The 14453-nt window shown below is 74.6% G+C and carries 15 protein-coding genes; 6 read left to right on the forward strand and 9 right to left on the reverse strand.

Annotated features, from left to right (window positions below):
• The 4 genes from Z164_RS0112945 to Z164_RS0112960 all read right to left on the reverse strand — a co-directional run bounded on the left by Z164_RS0112945 (nucleotide 1) and on the right by Z164_RS0112960 (nucleotide 3431).
• The gene (locus Z164_RS0112945; RefSeq protein WP_043690026.1) at nucleotides 1–996 is read right to left on the reverse strand and encodes a beta-ketoacyl-ACP synthase III; all 996 of its coding nucleotides are present in this window, start codon (nucleotides 994–996) and stop codon (nucleotides 1–3) included.
• A gap of 127 nt (nucleotides 997–1123) precedes the next feature.
• Nucleotides 1124–1318, reverse strand: a complete 195-nt coding sequence (gene rpmF / locus Z164_RS0112950; protein WP_024891112.1) for a 50S ribosomal protein L32 — start codon at nucleotides 1316–1318, stop codon at nucleotides 1124–1126.
• A gap of 72 nt (nucleotides 1319–1390) precedes the next feature.
• Complete coding sequence (locus Z164_RS0112955; RefSeq protein ID WP_024891113.1) at nucleotides 1391–1897, reverse strand: YceD family protein; 507 nt, start codon at nucleotides 1895–1897, stop codon at nucleotides 1391–1393.
• A gap of 139 nt (nucleotides 1898–2036) precedes the next feature.
• Nucleotides 2037–3431: a hypothetical protein gene (locus Z164_RS0112960; RefSeq protein ID WP_152540949.1), complete on the reverse strand. Its 1395-nt coding sequence runs from the start codon at nucleotides 3429–3431 to the stop codon at nucleotides 2037–2039.
• Between the two features lie 134 nt (nucleotides 3432–3565).
• Between Z164_RS0112960 and Z164_RS0112965 the strand changes: the two genes are divergently transcribed.
• Nucleotides 3566–3931, forward strand: coding sequence for a hypothetical protein (locus tag Z164_RS0112965; protein WP_024891115.1), 366 nt, complete (start codon nucleotides 3566–3568; stop codon nucleotides 3929–3931).
• A gap of 31 nt (nucleotides 3932–3962) precedes the next feature.
• Complete coding sequence (locus tag Z164_RS0112970; RefSeq protein WP_024891116.1) at nucleotides 3963–4535, forward strand: Maf family nucleotide pyrophosphatase; 573 nt, start codon at nucleotides 3963–3965, stop codon at nucleotides 4533–4535.
• Nucleotides 4536–4620: 85 nt separating this feature from the next.
• Here the strand turns inward: Z164_RS0112970 and Z164_RS0112975 are convergent, their stop codons facing one another.
• A complete protein-coding gene (locus Z164_RS0112975; protein ID WP_024891117.1) occupies nucleotides 4621–6474 on the reverse strand; it encodes a glycosyltransferase family 39 protein in 1854 nt (617 codons plus the stop codon).
• A 136-nt stretch (nucleotides 6475–6610) separates the two neighbouring features.
• Here Z164_RS0112975 and Z164_RS0112980 point away from each other — a divergent pair, with 136 nt between their 5' ends.
• Genes Z164_RS0112980 through Z164_RS0112995 form a run of 4 tightly spaced genes read left to right on the forward strand, consistent with a single transcriptional unit; the run spans nucleotide 6611 to nucleotide 11033 of the window.
• Nucleotides 6611–7564, forward strand: a complete 954-nt coding sequence (locus tag Z164_RS0112980; protein WP_024891118.1) for an AAA family ATPase — start codon at nucleotides 6611–6613, stop codon at nucleotides 7562–7564.
• A gap of 10 nt (nucleotides 7565–7574) precedes the next feature.
• A complete protein-coding gene (locus Z164_RS0112985) occupies nucleotides 7575–8546 on the forward strand; it encodes a DUF58 domain-containing protein (RefSeq protein WP_024891119.1) in 972 nt (323 codons plus the stop codon).
• A complete protein-coding gene (locus Z164_RS0112990; RefSeq protein ID WP_024891120.1) occupies nucleotides 8539–10533 on the forward strand; it encodes a transglutaminase TgpA family protein in 1995 nt (664 codons plus the stop codon). The genes Z164_RS0112985 and Z164_RS0112990 overlap by 8 nt, the downstream gene beginning before the upstream one ends.
• Nucleotides 10530–11033 carry a Slp family lipoprotein gene (locus tag Z164_RS0112995; RefSeq protein ID WP_024891121.1) on the forward strand — a complete coding sequence of 168 codons (504 nt, stop codon included), beginning with the start codon at nucleotides 10530–10532 and terminating at the stop codon, nucleotides 11031–11033. Before Z164_RS0112990 ends, Z164_RS0112995 begins: the two co-directional genes overlap by 4 nt.
• Before the next feature lie 32 nt (nucleotides 11034–11065).
• On the opposite strand, the gene Z164_RS0113000 is transcribed toward Z164_RS0112995, so the two are convergent.
• The 4 genes from Z164_RS0113000 to dnaX all read right to left on the reverse strand — a co-directional run bounded on the left by Z164_RS0113000 (nucleotide 11066) and on the right by dnaX (nucleotide 14316).
• Nucleotides 11066–11407, reverse strand: a complete 342-nt coding sequence (locus Z164_RS0113000) for a histidine triad nucleotide-binding protein (protein WP_024891122.1) — start codon at nucleotides 11405–11407, stop codon at nucleotides 11066–11068.
• Nucleotides 11408–11478: 71 nt separating this feature from the next.
• A complete protein-coding gene (gene recR / locus Z164_RS0113005; protein ID WP_024891123.1) occupies nucleotides 11479–12072 on the reverse strand; it encodes a recombination mediator RecR in 594 nt (197 codons plus the stop codon).
• 91 nt (nucleotides 12073–12163) lie between these two features.
• On the reverse strand, nucleotides 12164–12484 hold the full coding sequence (locus tag Z164_RS0113010) for a YbaB/EbfC family nucleoid-associated protein (protein WP_024891124.1): 321 nt from the start codon (nucleotides 12482–12484) through the stop codon (nucleotides 12164–12166).
• Nucleotides 12485–12531: 47 nt separating this feature from the next.
• Nucleotides 12532–14316, reverse strand: a complete 1785-nt coding sequence (gene dnaX, locus Z164_RS0113015) for a DNA polymerase III subunit gamma/tau (RefSeq protein WP_024891125.1) — start codon at nucleotides 14314–14316, stop codon at nucleotides 12532–12534.
• Nucleotides 14317–14453 lie beyond the last annotated feature (137 nt).

The raw sequence follows: 14453 nt of genomic DNA on the forward strand, positions 1-14453 counted from the left end.
TCAGTAGCGCAGCAGCGCCGAACCCCAGGTGAAGCCGCCGCCGAAGGCTTCCAGCAGCAGCAGCTGGCCGCGCTCGACCCGGCCCGAACGCACCGCCTCGTCCAGCGCCAGCGGCACCGAGCCGGAGGACGTGTTGCCGTGGCGGTCCACGGTCACCACCACCCGGTCCATCGGCAGGTCCAGGCGCTTGGCGGTCGCCTCGATGATGCGCAGGTTGGCCTGATGCGGGATCAGCCAGTCGATGGCGCGGCGGTCCAGGCCGTTCTCGGCCAGGGTCTCCTCGACCACCGAGTCGAGCGCCTTGACCGCGTGCTTGAAGACCTCGTTGCCGGTCATGTGGATGCGCACGCCGGCGTTCTTTTCCTGTTCCTTGAAGCCGACCGACACGCCGACCGGGTTCCACAGCAGTTCCTTCTTGCCGCCGTCGGCATGCAGGTGGGTGCTGAGGATGCCGGTCTCGGTATCGGCCTTGAGCACCACCGCGCCGGCGCCGTCGCCGAACAGCACGCAGGTGGCGCGATCGCTCCAGTCGACCATGCGGGTCAGCGTTTCCGCACCGACCACCAGCACGGTGCGCGCGGCGCCGGTGCGGATGAACTTGTCGGCGACCGACAGCGCGTAGACGAACCCGGAGCAGGCGGCGTTGACGTCGAACGCGCCGCAGCCGTTGGCGCCCAGCCGGTGCTGCAGCAGGCAGGCGGTGGACGGGAACACGAGATCGGGCGTGGTGGTGCCGAGCACGATCAGGTCGAGCTCGGAGGCCTCGACGCCGGCCGCCTCCAGCGCGCGCACCGAGGCGTGGTAGGCGAGGTCGCCGGTGGTCTCGCCCTCGGCGGCCACGTGGCGCTGCCGGATGCCCGTGCGCGAGGCGATCCACTCGTCGCTGGTATCGACCACCTTGGACAGGTCGTCGTTGGTGACCACGTTCGCCGGCAGGTAGCTGCCGGTGCCGGCAATCCGCGCATAGACGCGGGGCGTCGCACCCGTTTCGCTCATCGTTACCGCTGTCCTCGCAGCCGCGGCCTGTCGCACCGGGCCGTGGCGGGGGCGCTGCGCGAGGAAGACGATCCGTGCCGCCGCGTAGCGCCGGGAGCCGCCGCCGCTGTCGCGGCGGCGAGCCGCATCAGTCCTCGTCGACGATCTTCGACTTGACCTGGATCACCTGCTTGCCGCGGTAGTAGCCGTCGGCGGTGACGTGGTGGCGCAGATGGGTCTCGCCGGTGGTCGGGTCGGTCGCCAGCTGCTTGGCGTCGAGCTTGTCGTGCGCACGGCGCATGCCGCGGCGGGAAGGGGTGACTCGGGATTTCTGCACAGCCATGGGATTGCTCCAGCGATGGATCTCGGGGTTCTTCCGTTCGCGCACGCCCGCGGGCGCCCGCCTGGATTCTTCTTACTGCTTCTTCAGCGCCGCCAGCGCCGCGAACGGGCTGGCGCGCGCTTCCTCTTCCGCGCTCGCCGGCCAGTCGCGCTCGACGGCTTCCGAGCCGGGCGCCACCGGGACCAGCGGCACCGCGAGGATGAGCTCGTCCTCCAACAGGTCGAGCGGCCGCAGGCTGCCGTCCTCCGGCACCAGCAACGCCTCGTACCCGGGCGGAAGCGCCGCCTCGTCGGCCTCGTCGCGGATCAGGCCGAAACGCTGCTCCACCCGGATCGGCTGCACGAATTCCTGCAGCGACCGCTGGCACTGCAGCGGCAACCCGGCCTCGGCCCGCAGCGCCACGAACGGTACCTGGAACGCGTCCTGGCCGAACTCCACGACATAGGCCGCCTCGCCCTCCGTGGACTGCAACGCGCCGCCGAGGCGGAGCATCGCGGACAACGGACGGCGTCCCTCGAACACCCGGCGCGAAGCGACCATGCGCCAGGCGTCGATCACTTCGGGCAGATCGGCGGACATAAGAGGCGAAATGTTAGGCCGGCCCCCGGGCGCTGTCAATCGACCGTCCTCCCCGCAACCGGCTGTCGCGGCGGGCGATTCGCCGCGCGAGAACCTCCGGGGGGCACCGCCGTCGGGCACGGGCCCCGCCCCGTCCGCCTCACCGCGCCGGCAGCACGCGCGCGCGACGTGGGCCGTAGGGATCCAGCGCGGACCTGCATGGCGGGGGACGGCTCAGCCCGTCGGGCGTCCCGGTCAGGCGCACGCCCAGGCCGCCGTCGAGTTCGACCTCCTGGAAGCGCTCGACGAAAACCCGGTCGTCCTGGTCGAAATAGAGCATCGCCCGCTGCAGGAGAGGCCGGGAGCCGGGCGGCAACGCGCCTTCGAACTCCGGCAAAGGCGCGACCGCCTGCCGCCACGCGTGCGGCGCGCGGCTCGTCTGCCACCGCACCCGCAGCGGCGCGTCCAGTTCGATCTGCGCCAGGCCCAGCCCCGCCGGCCCCCGGCTGCAATCGCGCATCGGCGCCACCGCCCGCCCCCAGGGCCCGACGCGCACGGCCCGGCCGTTGACCTCCAGGCGCACGATGTCCTCGCTCGTCATGTTCATCGCATGGAAGGCGACCAGAGGCACGGGAAGCGCATCCCCCGGCACGTCCCACAGGTCCGTGCCATCGCGCAGCACCGGCGCGACCTCGATGCGATCCGCGTAGTGGTAGTAGACGTATTGCAGCAGGGAGCCCGCGCCAAAGAAGCCGGCCTGGGACCTCAGGGCGTCGGTGGCGGGCACCGGATTGGACAACGTCCAGGGCGCATAAGCGCCCGCATCCGGCGGCCAGGCCGCGGCCCCGTCGGGCGGCGCGTCCAGTTGCCGCGGCAGGCGATCGAACTCGGGCAACAGCAGCCCCTTCCTGTAGGGAAACAGCGGACCGGGCAACGCATCGACGCTGCCGGCCCAGCGGGTCAGTTCGACGAAGTCCGCGGGCCGATCGCCGCGCATGGGCATATCCGGCGCAGTGCCGCTGTACGTGCTGGTCCCCCGCGTCGGCACCCACAGATCCCGGCCGGTCAGGTTGACGTGCAGTTCGCTGACGGGCGGGAACGCCCTCTCGCGAAGCGCCTTGCGCCAGGCGTCCACCTTCGCCGCGGCGGGCAGGATCAGCGCGGCCGACAGCGTCGGCAGCCAGCACCAGCCGTGGGCCCGCGCGGGCATGCGGCCGCGATCCCGTATCGCGTAGACCAGCCAGACGATGGACAGCAGCAGCAGCAACGGCAGGCAGATGTAGATGCCGATGGCGATCGCGATCATGGCGTCCACGGCGAGGGCGACGATCGTCGCGACCAGGGTCGCGCCCGCGCAGAGCGAACCGACGACGATGCCGAAGACGTAGCGGCGGATTCCATGGGCCGCAGGCGGAGGGGGCCTGCGCAGCGGGACACCGGTCAAGATCGCTCCACGGTCTGCGGCATGCCGGCCGATTGTAGCGCCCTGCGCTCCGCGGCCCGGGCGGAGCGCGACCTCGCTCCGGCGGGCCGCCGCATGAAGCGTCCCGCCCAACCGATGGGGCGGTAGACTGCCCGGCCGGCCCCGGGGGGCGCTCCTGGCAGCCTGCCGGCGGCTTCCGGTGCCGACCGCCAGCCTGCGCACGCATCGCTGGCCAGCCGGCCGCCCGCCTCAGGAGACCCGCCGCCATGGCCCTGCTCGCTCTCGCCATCGCCTTCGCCGCGCTGCTGGCCGCCGCGGCCTGGCTGCGGGCGCGGCGACGGCGCGCCGATCGCCACCGCCGCGCGCTGGCCGGTGTGCTCGACGCCGCCGATGCCTTCGAAGCCCGGCTGCGCGCGGCGCGCGCCGAGATCGAGGCGGCGGCCGACCGCGACCGCGACCGCGATCCCGTGCGCGAAGCGATGCAGGAGATGCTGCGCCAGCGGCTGTGGCTGCAGCGCCACGGCGGCGAAGCCTCGCCCGAGCGGCTGGAGCGCGTGCGCGATGCCATCGACGGCGCCCGCGCGCGCATCGACCGCCAGCTCGACCGCCTCGAACGCGCCCGCGCGCACTGACCTCACTTTCCCACGGACCGACCCGATGCCGATGCGGCTGATCCTCGCCTCCACCTCGCCCTACCGACGCCAGCTCCTGGAGCGGCTGCGCCTGCCGTTCGATGTCGCCCGTCCCGAGGTGGACGAGACGCCGCGTCCCGGCGAGGCGCCGGACGCGCTGGCCGAGCGGCTGGCGGCGGCGAAGGCGCTGGCGGTCTCGCGCGCCGCGCCCGGGGCCTGGGTGCTGGGTTCAGACCAGGCCGCCGGCCTCGACGGCGCGCCGCTGGGCAAGCCCGGCGGCCGCGACGCCGCCATCGCCCAGCTGCGCGCGATGTCCGGCCGCGCGGCGACCTTCTCCACCGCGCTAGCGCTGGCCCGCGACGGCCGCATCGAGGCCGCGCACCGCGACGAGACCACGGTGCGCCTGCGCGCGCTCGACGAGGCCGAGATCGCCCGCTACGTGGACGCCGAGCGACCGTTCGACTGCGCCGGCAGCTTCAAGTGCGAAGGTCTGGGCATCGCGCTGTTCGAGGCCATCGACAGCCGCGATCCCACCGCGCTGATCGGCCTGCCGCTGATCGCCACCGCCCGCGCGCTGCGCGCGGCCGGCTTCGCGGTGCCATAGATCCAGGCCGGCCGGAGCGCGCCTGCGCGCGGTGTTTTTCCCGACCCGATGCCGATCTGCGTCGCGCGCAAGCGCACCGACGCGCTCAGCGCACCTCCAGCGGCTGCTCGCTCCAATCCTCGACGCTGCCGTCGCGGCCGTGCAGGCGCAGGCCCAGCCAGTGGGTGCCGGCCGGCAGCGCGCCGACCTCCAGCCGCGCGCGGAAGCCGACCTTCGGATGCTGCGGATCCTGCGAGACCCGCCAGTACGCCGCCACGCCCGGGCTGTCGAGCCCGTACTCGGCCTCGGCGACGACGCGCCCGCCCACCGTCACCTCGACGCGCGACAGGCCGACGCCGTCCTTGAACGCCCAGCCTTCGATCTCCAACGGCAGCCCGACGCGCGCGCCCGAGGCCGGGCGGTCGATCCAGGCCATCGCCGGCGCCGCGCAGGCCGTGCCGTCGCCGGGCGCCGCCTGCGCGATCGCGAACAGCAGGAAGCGCTGGCGCCCGTGGTCGATGTTGAGCACGCGCGGCGGCGGCAGCGGCCCGACCACCCGGCACAGCGCGTGGTAGCGCTGCAGCAGCAGGCGATAGGGCACGTCGCTGGCGCCGACCACCAGCAGCACCGGCGCGCCGCGCAGCGAATCGCTGCCGGCCTGCAGCCCCCACAGCGCCAGCTGCGGCGCGCGCCCGTGGGCGCGGTTGAGCGGATGCTCCAGCACCTCGACGCGCGGGTCCTGCAGCGCGAAACCGAGCTCGGCGCCGATCTTGAAGTTGTCGGCGAGCAGGCGCGTCCCCTCGGGCATCCCCGCCCGTGCCTCGCGCACCTCGTCGGCCAGCCGCTCCCAGCCGGCGAAGTTGGAGGGATACCACTTCATCGCCGCCGAGCGCTCGCGCAGCGACGGCGCGGACACCGCGGCGTAGTAGCCGAGGAAGGCGACCAGCCCCAGCGCGGCCAGCGCCCAGGTGCCGATGCGCAGCCAGCGCGGCCAGGCGTTGAGCAGCGCCGGCAGCAGCGGGATCAGCGCCAGATAGCCCGGCAGCGGCCAGTGGAAGCTCACCCGCTCGGTATCGGCGAAGAAGCCGAGCACGAAGAAACCGCCCACCAGCAGCATGCCGAGCAGCGCCAGCAGGCGCCGCGGCGCGATTGCGCTGCGCCAGCCCAGCCAGGCGCCGGCCAGCAGCGCGGCGAACAGCAGCGGCGTGGTCATGCCGGCCTGCACCGGCAAAAACAGCGCGCCCTCGGGATGCAGCGCCCAGGGATGGCGATCGACCAGCTGGAAGCGCAGGCCGGCCTCGGCGTTGTCGAGATTCCACGCCAGCAGCGGCGCCCAGGCCGCGGCGCCGAACGCGATCGCGATCCAGGGCCGCGGATCGCGCAGCGCGCGCCGCCCTTCCGGCAACAGCAGCAGCGCGACCAGGCCCACGCCCACCACCGCGGCGAAGCGGTAATGGCTCAGCGCCCCGATCGCCAGTCCCAGCGCCAGCAGCACCGAGGCGCCGGCATCGGGCCGGCGCAGCAGGCGCAGGCCGGCGTCGGCGCAGAGCAGCGTCGCCAGCGCCATCGGCACGTCCGGCAGCGCCAGCAGCCCGAGCGTGCCGGCCAGCGGCAGCAGCAGGGTCGCGATGCCGGCCAGCCACGCGGTGCGCTCGTCGAACTCGCGCCGCACCATCGCCACCATCCACCACGGCAGCAGCGCCGCGATCGCCAGGAACGGCGCGCGCACCGCCAGCAGGTGGTGGCCGCCGAGCTCGACGCCGAGCCGGATCAGCCAGGCCGTCAGTCCCGGCAGGTCGGAGTAGGCCCAGGCCAGGTGCTGTCCTTCCTGCCAGTAGAACGCCTCGTCCACGAACAGCGGCAGGCGCGCGGCGAGCAGGATCTTGAGCAGCATCGCGCCCGCCCACAGCGCGATGAAGCAGCCGCGCGTGGAAAGCGTGCGCTGCGGCGCGTTCCGCATGGCGATGTCAGTCGGCATCCTCACGCGACCTCGCTACACTCGTGACGAACGAAAGGGTGACGCCTGCGGCGACGGGGAGCGCGGGCGACGGCGACGCGTCGCGCCCGCCCCGCCGCCCCCGCTTCCGGAGACGACGATGGCCGAACCCGCCGCCCGAGCCGACATCCTAACCGAGGCGTTGTCGCATTCCTTGAAGACGGCCCAGGACCAGGTGAACTCGCTGGTCCTGGGCAAGGCACACGAGGTGCGGCTGGCCTTCGTCGCCCTGCTCGCCGGCGGCCACGTGCTGATCGAGGACCTGCCCGGGCTGGGCAAGACCACGCTCGCGCATGCGCTGGCCGCGACGCTCGGCCTGGCGTTCCAGCGCCTGCAGTTCACCTCCGACCTGCTGCCGTCCGACATCGTCGGCGTGTCGGTCTACGACGCCGCCGCGCGCCAGTTCGAGTTCCACCCCGGGCCGGTGTTCGCGCAGGTGCTGCTGGCCGACGAGATCAACCGCGCGCCGCCGCGCACGCAGAGCGCGCTGCTGGAGGCGATGGCCGAGCGCCAGGTCAGCGTGGACGGCACCACCCACGCGCTGCCGGAGCCGTTCTTCGTCATCGCCACCCAGAACCCGCTCGACCTCGCCGGCACCTATCCCCTGCCCGATTCGCAGCTCGACCGCTTCCTGCTGCGCCTGAGCCTGGGCTATCCCGACCGCGAGGCCGAACGCGCGCTGCTGTCGGGCCGCGACCGCCGCGACCTGATCGCGCGCGCGCTGCCGGTACTGGGCCCCGACGAGGTACTGCGCCTGCGCGAGGCCGTGCAGCGCGTGCACGCCAGCGAGGCGCTGATCGACTACGTGCAGGCGCTGATCGCGCGCAGCCGCCACCACGGCGGCGTGCGCGTCGGGCTGTCGCCGCGCGCGGGCATCGCGTTGCTGCGCGCCGCGCGCGCGCACGCGCTGGTGCTCGGCCGCGCCCACGTGGTGCCGGAGGACGTGCAGGCGCTGTTCGCCGCGGTCGCCGCGCACCGCATCGTGCCCGAGGGCGACGGCGGCGACGCCGCCGGGCTCGCCAAGGCCATCCTGCACGCGGTCGCCGTCGACTGACGCCGCCGCGATGGGCGAGGCCGCTTCCGTTCGCGCCCGCCTCGGCGCCCGCCTGTCGGCGCTGGCGCGACCGCGCGCGCCCGAGCCGCTGCCGGTGCGCTTCGACCGCCGCCGCGTGTACGTGCTGCCGACCGCCTTCGGCCTGTTCTTCCTGGCGCTGCTGCTGGGCATGGGCGCGGGCGCGCTCAACTACAACAACAATCCCGCGCTGCTGCTGTGCCTGCTGCTGGCGGGCGCCGGGCTGGCCAGCCTGCTGCACGCGCACCTGCAACTGAGCGGGCTGACCGTGCAGGCCGCGAGCGCCGAGCCGGTCGCCGCCGGCCGGCCGCTGGCGCTGCGCCTGCACGTGCGCGCGGACCCGGCGCGTCCGCGGCGCGGGCTGGAGGTACGCTGCGGCCAGGCCCGGGCCGCGCTGCACCTCGAGGACGGCGCGGGCGAGGCGGTGCTGGACCTGCCCACCCAGCGGCGCGGCTGGCTCGAGCCCGGCCGCATCCGCATCGCCACCACGCGGCCGCTCGGGCTGGCGCGCGCCTGGTCCTGGCTGTGGCCGGACGCGCCGCTGCTGGTGTTCCCCGCCCCCGAACCGCACGGACCGCCGCTGCCGCAAGGCGCCGGCGACAACGCGCAAGCGCGGCTGCACCCGTCCGGCGACGACGTCCACCACCTGCGCGCCTGGCGCCGCGGCGATGCCCGGCGCGCGATCGCCTGGAAGCCGTCCGCGCGCCGCGACCAGTTGCTGGTGCGCGAGTACGAGCAACCGCAAGGCGCCGATGTCGTGCTCGACTGGCGCGAACTCGGCGCGCTCGCCCACGAGGACCGCATCCGCCGCCTGGCGCGCTGGGTGGACGAGGCCGAGCGCGACCTGCGCCGCTACCTGCTGCGGCTGCCGGGCCAGCCGCCGATCGGGCCGTCCCGCGGCGCCGCGCACCGGTACGCCTGCCTGCGCGCGCTGGCGCTGATGCCGGAGGCGCCCCGTGGCTGAGGCCGCGACCGCCGCGGCCCGCCTGCCCGATGCCGCACGGCCATGGTGCCTGGCGGGCGCGTTCGCCTGCCTGCTGCCGTTGCTGCTGCAGTTGCCGGGCCGGCAGGGGATCGCGCTCGGCTGCCTGGCGGCCGGCATGGCGGCGGCGGCGTGGACACGGCGCCTGCCGGCGGCGCTGCGGCTGGCGATCGCGCTGGCGACGATCGCGCTGGTGGCCGCCGCCAACGGCTTCGCCGTCGGCCGCGACACCGGCTGCGCGCTGCTGGCGGCGATGCTGGCGATCAAGCCGGTGGAGCTGTTCACCTGGCGCGACGCGCGCAGCCTGGTCGGCTTCGCCCTGTTCGCGCCGTTCGCCACCTTCCTGCTCGACCAGGGCCCGCTGTCGCTGCTGCTCGGGCTGGCCGGCGCCGGCCTGGCGCTGGCGGCGCTGTGGCGGCTGTCCGAGCTGGCGTCCTCGGTCCCGCCCGACCCGCGCACGGTCGGCGCGCGCGGCCTGGCGCGGCGGCTGTGGTGGGTGGCGCGGCTGGCGCTGATCGGCCTGCCGCTGGCCCTGGCCGCGTTCTGGCTGTTTCCGCGCATGTCCTCGCCGCTGTGGGGCGTGCCCGAGCGCGCGGTGGCGCGGCCCGGCCTGTCCGGGGAGATGGCGCCGGGCGCATGGCTGGACCTGATGGGCGACGATTCGCCGGCGCTGCGCGTGCGCTTCTTCGGCGCCACGCCCGAGCGCACCCAGCTGTACTGGCGCGGCCCGGTGCTCGGCGACTACGACGGCCGCCGCTGGACGCGCACGGCCTGGACCGAGGGCCTGCGGCCGGCCGAGGTGCGCCGCGCCGCGACGACGTGGGACTACGAGATCGACGTCGAGCCCACCGACCGCCGCTTCATGGTCGCGCTCGACCTGCCGCAGGGCGCGCCGGAGGGCCTGCGCATGAGCGCCGACTACAGCCTCCTGGCGCTGCGGCCGCTGGATGCGCTGCGGCGCTGGCGGCTGCGCTCGTCGCCGCCGGTCGCCTTCGAGCCGGCGCTGCGCCCGGCGCTGCGCGACCTCGCCCTGCGCCTGCCCGAAGGCTACAACCCGCGCACGCTCGCGCTCGCCCGCCAGTGGCGCGCGGAGCTCGGCGAGGGCGCCGCCGGCGACGAGGCGCTGATCGCGCGCGCGCTGGCCTGGGTCCGCCGCGACTTCGCCTACACCCTCGCCGTGCCGCTGCCCGGCCGCCACGCGGTGGACGAATTCCTGTTCGACCAGCAGCGCGGCTTCTGCGAGCACTACAGCTCGGCCTTCGCGGTGCTGATGCGCGCGGCGGGCATCCCCGCGCGCGTGGTCACCGGCTACGCCGGCGGCCAGTACAACCGCTTCGGCGGCTACTGGCTGGTCCGCCGCAACGACGCCCATGCCTGGATCGAAGTCTGGCTGCAGGACCGCGGCTGGGTGCGCGTGGACCCCACCGCCGCCGTCGCGCCCGAACGCATCTACGACACCCTCGACGACCTCGCCGGCGGCGCTGCCGGCGATCTGCTGCCGCTGGCCCCGGTGCGCGACTTCGGCGACTGGATGCGCCGCGGCTGGAACGATCTGGTGCTGGGTTTCGATGCCGGGCGCCAGCGCCGGCTGCTGCGCCCGCTCGGCGGCCCGGACCTGGACGCGCCGCAACTGGTGGCGCTGTTCGCCGCGGCCGGGGGCCTGGCGCTGGCCTGGATGCTCTGGCTGGTCGCGCGCGGCGAGCGCGAGCGCGACCCGGTGCTGCGCGCCTGGCACGCGCTGGGCCGCCGCTACGCGCGCCTGGGCCTGGCGCCGGAGCCCTGGGAGCCGGCCGGGCGCTGGAGCGCGCGCGTGCTGGCCGCGCGTCCCGGCGACGACACCCTGGCCGCGCTCAGCGCGCGTTTCGTCGATTGGCGCTACGCTGCGCATCAGCCCGACCCGGCCGTGGCGCGGCGCCTCGTCCGCGACCTGCAACGGCACCGGCCACGTTCCGTGGAGACCGCACGATGACACGCGCCACCCTCGCCTTCCTCGCCGCCGCGTGCGCCAGCGCGCTGCTCGTCGGCTGCGCCACCCAACCCGTGCCGCTGCAGGGCGCCTATAACGCCATCACCCCCGAGCAGGCCGCCGACGGCACCGGCCTCGGCGCCACGGTGCGCTGGGGCGGGCGCATCGTCGAGGTCGCGCCCGAGCCTGCGCGCACCTGCTTCCAGGTGCTGTCCGCGCCGCTGGACGCCACCGGCCGGCCCCGTTTCCAGGGCGACGTCGCCGGCGGCCGCTTCATCGCCTGCCGCGCCGGCTTCTACGATCCGGCGCTGTTCGCCGCCGACCGCGAAGTCACCTTCACCGGCCGCGTCGCGGGGACCGAGCAGGTGCGCATCGGCGAATACGACTACCGCCTGCCGCGCCTCGACGCCGATGTCGTCTACCTGTGGCCGGAACGGGCCGACGTGCAGGTGATCCGCTACGACCCCTATCCCTGGGGCCCGCCGGGCTGGTGGTGGTGGTGAGCCGCGGGTAGCCGCAGCGCGGCGGCCGGGCCCTACGGCGTACCGAAGCGCCCCAGCGGCGCGCCGGCCAGCAGGTGCAGGTGCATCTGGTACACGGTCTGCCCGCCGTGGCCGTTGCAGTTCATGACGATGCGGTAGCCGTCCTCGGCGAAGCCTTCCTGGCGCGCGTACTCCGCCGCGGCCAGCGCCAGCCGGCCGACCAGTTCGGCGTGTTCGGGCCGGGCGGCGTCGAGCGAGGGGATCGTCTCCTTGGGCACGAACAGCACGTGCACCGGCGCCTGCGGCGCGATGTCGCGGAAGGCGATCAGGTGCTCGTCCTCGTAGACGATGTCGGCCGGGATCTCGCGGCGGATGATCTTGTGGAACAGGGTCATGGGCGTCGGGGAACGGGAACGGGGATGGATCGAGCATACCCCGGCGCCGCGAGACTCCGCAGTCCCGACTCCTACACCACTTCGCTGCGGCTGCCGAAGGCGTGCGACAGCGTGCCGCGGTCCACGTACTCCAGCTCGCCGCCCAGCGGCAGCCCGTGCGCGGGACGGCTGGGGCGCACGCCATGGCGCCGCGCCAGCTGCGCCAGGTAATGCGCGGTGGCCTCGCCCTCGACGGTCGGATTGGTGGCGACGATCAGCTCGCGCACCTCGCCCGCCGCCAGCCGCTCGGCCAGGGCGTCGAGACCGAGCTCGGCCGGCCCGATCCCGTCCAGCGGGCTCAGCCGGCCGTGCAGCACGAAGTACAGCCCGCGGTAGTCGGTGGCCTGCTCGATCGCCAGGCGGTCGGCCGGGGACTCCACCACGCACAACTGCTGGGCCTCGCGCGAGGCGCTGGCGCAGATCGCGCACACCGGGGTCTCGGAGAAGTCGCGGCAGCGCTCGCAGTGGCGCACGTGCGTCATCGCCGCCTCCAGCGCGCCGGCCAGGCGCAGGCCGCCGTCGCGCTGGCGCTCCAGCAGGTGGTAGGCCATGCGCTGCGCGGACTTCTGCCCGACGCCGGGCAGCACGCGCAACGCGTCGATCAGCTGTTCGAGCAGTGAGGACACGGCGAGGTCGGCAGGCTGGCGAAGGCTCGGTCCGGGCGCCGGGGCGCGGACATCCGGCGCGCCCGGCGCCCCCGCTCCCGGATCCCGGCGCTCAGAACGGCATCTTCATGCCGGGCGGGATCGGCATGCCGGCGGTGGCCGCGGCCATGCGCGACTGCGACTCGGCGTTGACCTTGTTGACCGCGTCGTTGACCGCCGCGGCGACCAGGTCCTCGGTCATCTCGGCATCGCCCAGCACGCTGGGATCGATGCGCACCTTGCGGCACTCCATGCGGCCGGTCAGGGTCACCGAGACCATGCCGCCGCCGGCGTTGCCGGTCACCTCGAGCGCGGCCAGTTCCTCCTGCGCGCGCTGCATGTTCTCCTGCATCTTCTGCGCCTGCTGCATCAGCTGGGCGATGTTTCCACGCATGTTCGGGTCCTCGGAATGGAGCGCCGCGGCGAGGCGGCGGCATGGCGTCAACGGTCGTCGAACGGACGGATCGAGTCGGGCACCAGCTTCGCGCCGTGCTGGGTCATCAGCCGCTTGACGTCGGGATCGTTGAGGAACGCGGCCTCGGCCGCGTTCTGCCGCGCGTCGCGCTCGCGCGCATGGCGCGCGCGCAGCGTCTCGCCGGCGGCGGGCGCCTCGGCCTCGAAGCGCAGCGTCGGCACCGCACCGAAGTGCGGCGCCAGCGCCTCGGCGAACTGCCCGACCAGCAAGGGCGTCTTCAGGTGATCGTCGGATTCCGGCAGCGACAGCTTCAGCACGCCGTCGGCGTAGCCGACGAAGGCGGTGTGCGCGGCCAGCTCGCGCACCGGGCCGCGCAGGCCCAGCCGCACCACCAGGTCGGGCCAGCCGGCGGCATCCACCGCCACGCGCGGCGCCGCTTCCGGCGCCGGCGCGGCCGGCGGCGTCCGCGCGGCAGCGGGCGGCGCGGCGACGGGCTCAGACGTGGCCACCGCGGCGGGCGGCGGCGAAGGCGGCGAAGGCGGCGCAGCGACCGGCGCGAACGGCGGCGGCGGCGCGACGCGCCTGGGCGGCTCCGCGGCCTGCGGCGCGGCGGGCGCGGACCGGGCCGCAGGCGCGGCATCGGTCGCCAGGGCCGCACGCGCCGCGGCGGCAGCATCCCGGCCGCTGGCGCGCGGCGCGGCGGCGCCAGCGGACGCCGCCGCAGCGTCGGTCTCGAGCGGACGGAACGCCAGCATCCGCAGCAGGCTCATCTCGAAGCCGGTGCGCGGGCTCGGCGCCAGCGGCAGCTCGCGGCGGCCGTCGAGCGCCATCTGGTACCACAGCTGCACCAGCTCCGGGCGCAGCGCCGGCGCCAGGGCGTCGAGGTCGATGCCGTCGCCCTCGATCGCGCTGGCGGGCACCAGTTGCCGCACCTGCACCCGGTGCAACGCCTCGGCGAGCGCGTCGAGCACCCCGCCCCAGTCGGGCGAGAACTCGGCCAGCGCGCCGACCTCGGCCAGCAGGCGCTCGCCGTCGCCGGCCGCGAGCGCGTCCAGCAGCGCGCCGACCCGGGCGCGGTCCACGGTCCCCAGCATCGCGGCGACGCCGGCGTCCTCCAGCCGGCCGCCGGTGTAGGCGATCGCCTGGTCGAGCAGCGACAGCCCGTCGCGCAGGCTGCCGTCGGCGGCGCGCGCGAGCTGGCGCACCGCGCCAGGCTCGAAGGCGATGCCCTCGGCTTCCAGGATGCGCCCGATCTGGCCCTCGATCTGGCCCAGGTCCAGTCGCTTCAGGTTGAACTGCAGGCAGCGCGAGAGCACCGTCACCGGCAGCTTCTGCGGATCGGTGGTGGCGAGCAGGAACTTCACGTGCTCCGGCGGCTCCTCCAGCGTCTTCAGCAACGCGTTGAAGGCCGACTTCGAGAGCATGTGCACCTCGTCGATCAGGTAGACCTTCACCCGGCCGCGCGAGGGCATGTACTGCGCGTTGTCGATCAGCTCGCGCACGTCGTCCACGCCGGTATTGCTGGCCGCGTCGATCTCGAGCAGGTCGATGAAGCGCCCGGCGTCGATCGAGCGGCAGGTCTCGCACTCGCCGCAGGGATCGGCCGAGGTGCCGGACTCGCAGTTCAGGCTCTTGGCGAAGATCCGCGCGATCGTGGTCTTGCCCACGCCGCGGGTGCCGGTGAACAGGAAGGCGTGGTGGACACGACCGGAATCGAGCGCATTGGTCAGCGCGCGCACCACGTGCTCCTGCCCGACCAGCTCGGCGAAACGCTTCGGACGCCACTTGCGGGCGAGGACGAGGTAGGACATGCCGCCATTCTGCCACGCCCCGCCCCCACCCTCCCTGTCCGCGCGCCCGCGGGCGCGCTTTCCTTGTTCCTGGGACCGCTGGGGGGCTAGAATGCGCGACCCTGCCCGCGGCCCGCCCGGCGCGGACGGGTCCGGGA

It is taken from the genome of Luteimonas huabeiensis HB2 (assembly GCF_000559025.1).
Taxonomy (GTDB): domain Bacteria; phylum Pseudomonadota; class Gammaproteobacteria; order Xanthomonadales; family Xanthomonadaceae; genus Luteimonas; species Luteimonas huabeiensis.

What these genes read in the sequence shown, in the direction of transcription:
- Z164_RS0113000 (WP_024891122.1), bottom strand. Translation starts at nt 11,407, where the DNA reads ATGACCCTGTTCCACAAGATCATCCGCCGCGAGATCCCGGCCGACATC.
- Z164_RS0112955 (WP_024891113.1), bottom strand. Translation starts at nt 1,897, where the DNA reads ATGTCCGCCGATCTGCCCGAAGTGATCGACGCCTGGCGCATGGTCGCT.
- Z164_RS0112995 (WP_024891121.1), top strand. Translation starts at nt 10,530, where the DNA reads ATGACACGCGCCACCCTCGCCTTCCTCGCCGCCGCGTGCGCCAGCGCG.
- dnaX (WP_024891125.1), bottom strand. Translation starts at nt 14,316, where the DNA reads ATGTCCTACCTCGTCCTCGCCCGCAAGTGGCGTCCGAAGCGTTTCGCC.
- Z164_RS0112970 (WP_024891116.1), top strand. Translation starts at nt 3,963, where the DNA reads ATGCGGCTGATCCTCGCCTCCACCTCGCCCTACCGACGCCAGCTCCTG.
- Z164_RS0112980 (WP_024891118.1), top strand. Translation starts at nt 6,611, where the DNA reads ATGGCCGAACCCGCCGCCCGAGCCGACATCCTAACCGAGGCGTTGTCG.
- Z164_RS0112985 (WP_024891119.1), top strand. Translation starts at nt 7,575, where the DNA reads ATGGGCGAGGCCGCTTCCGTTCGCGCCCGCCTCGGCGCCCGCCTGTCG.
- rpmF (WP_024891112.1), bottom strand. Translation starts at nt 1,318, where the DNA reads ATGGCTGTGCAGAAATCCCGAGTCACCCCTTCCCGCCGCGGCATGCGC.
- Z164_RS0112965 (WP_024891115.1), top strand. Translation starts at nt 3,566, where the DNA reads ATGGCCCTGCTCGCTCTCGCCATCGCCTTCGCCGCGCTGCTGGCCGCC.
- Z164_RS0112945 (WP_043690026.1), bottom strand. Translation starts at nt 996, where the DNA reads ATGAGCGAAACGGGTGCGACGCCCCGCGTCTATGCGCGGATTGCCGGC.
- Z164_RS0113010 (WP_024891124.1), bottom strand. Translation starts at nt 12,484, where the DNA reads ATGCGTGGAAACATCGCCCAGCTGATGCAGCAGGCGCAGAAGATGCAG.
- Z164_RS0112975 (WP_024891117.1), bottom strand. Translation starts at nt 6,474, where the DNA reads ATGCGGAACGCGCCGCAGCGCACGCTTTCCACGCGCGGCTGCTTCATC.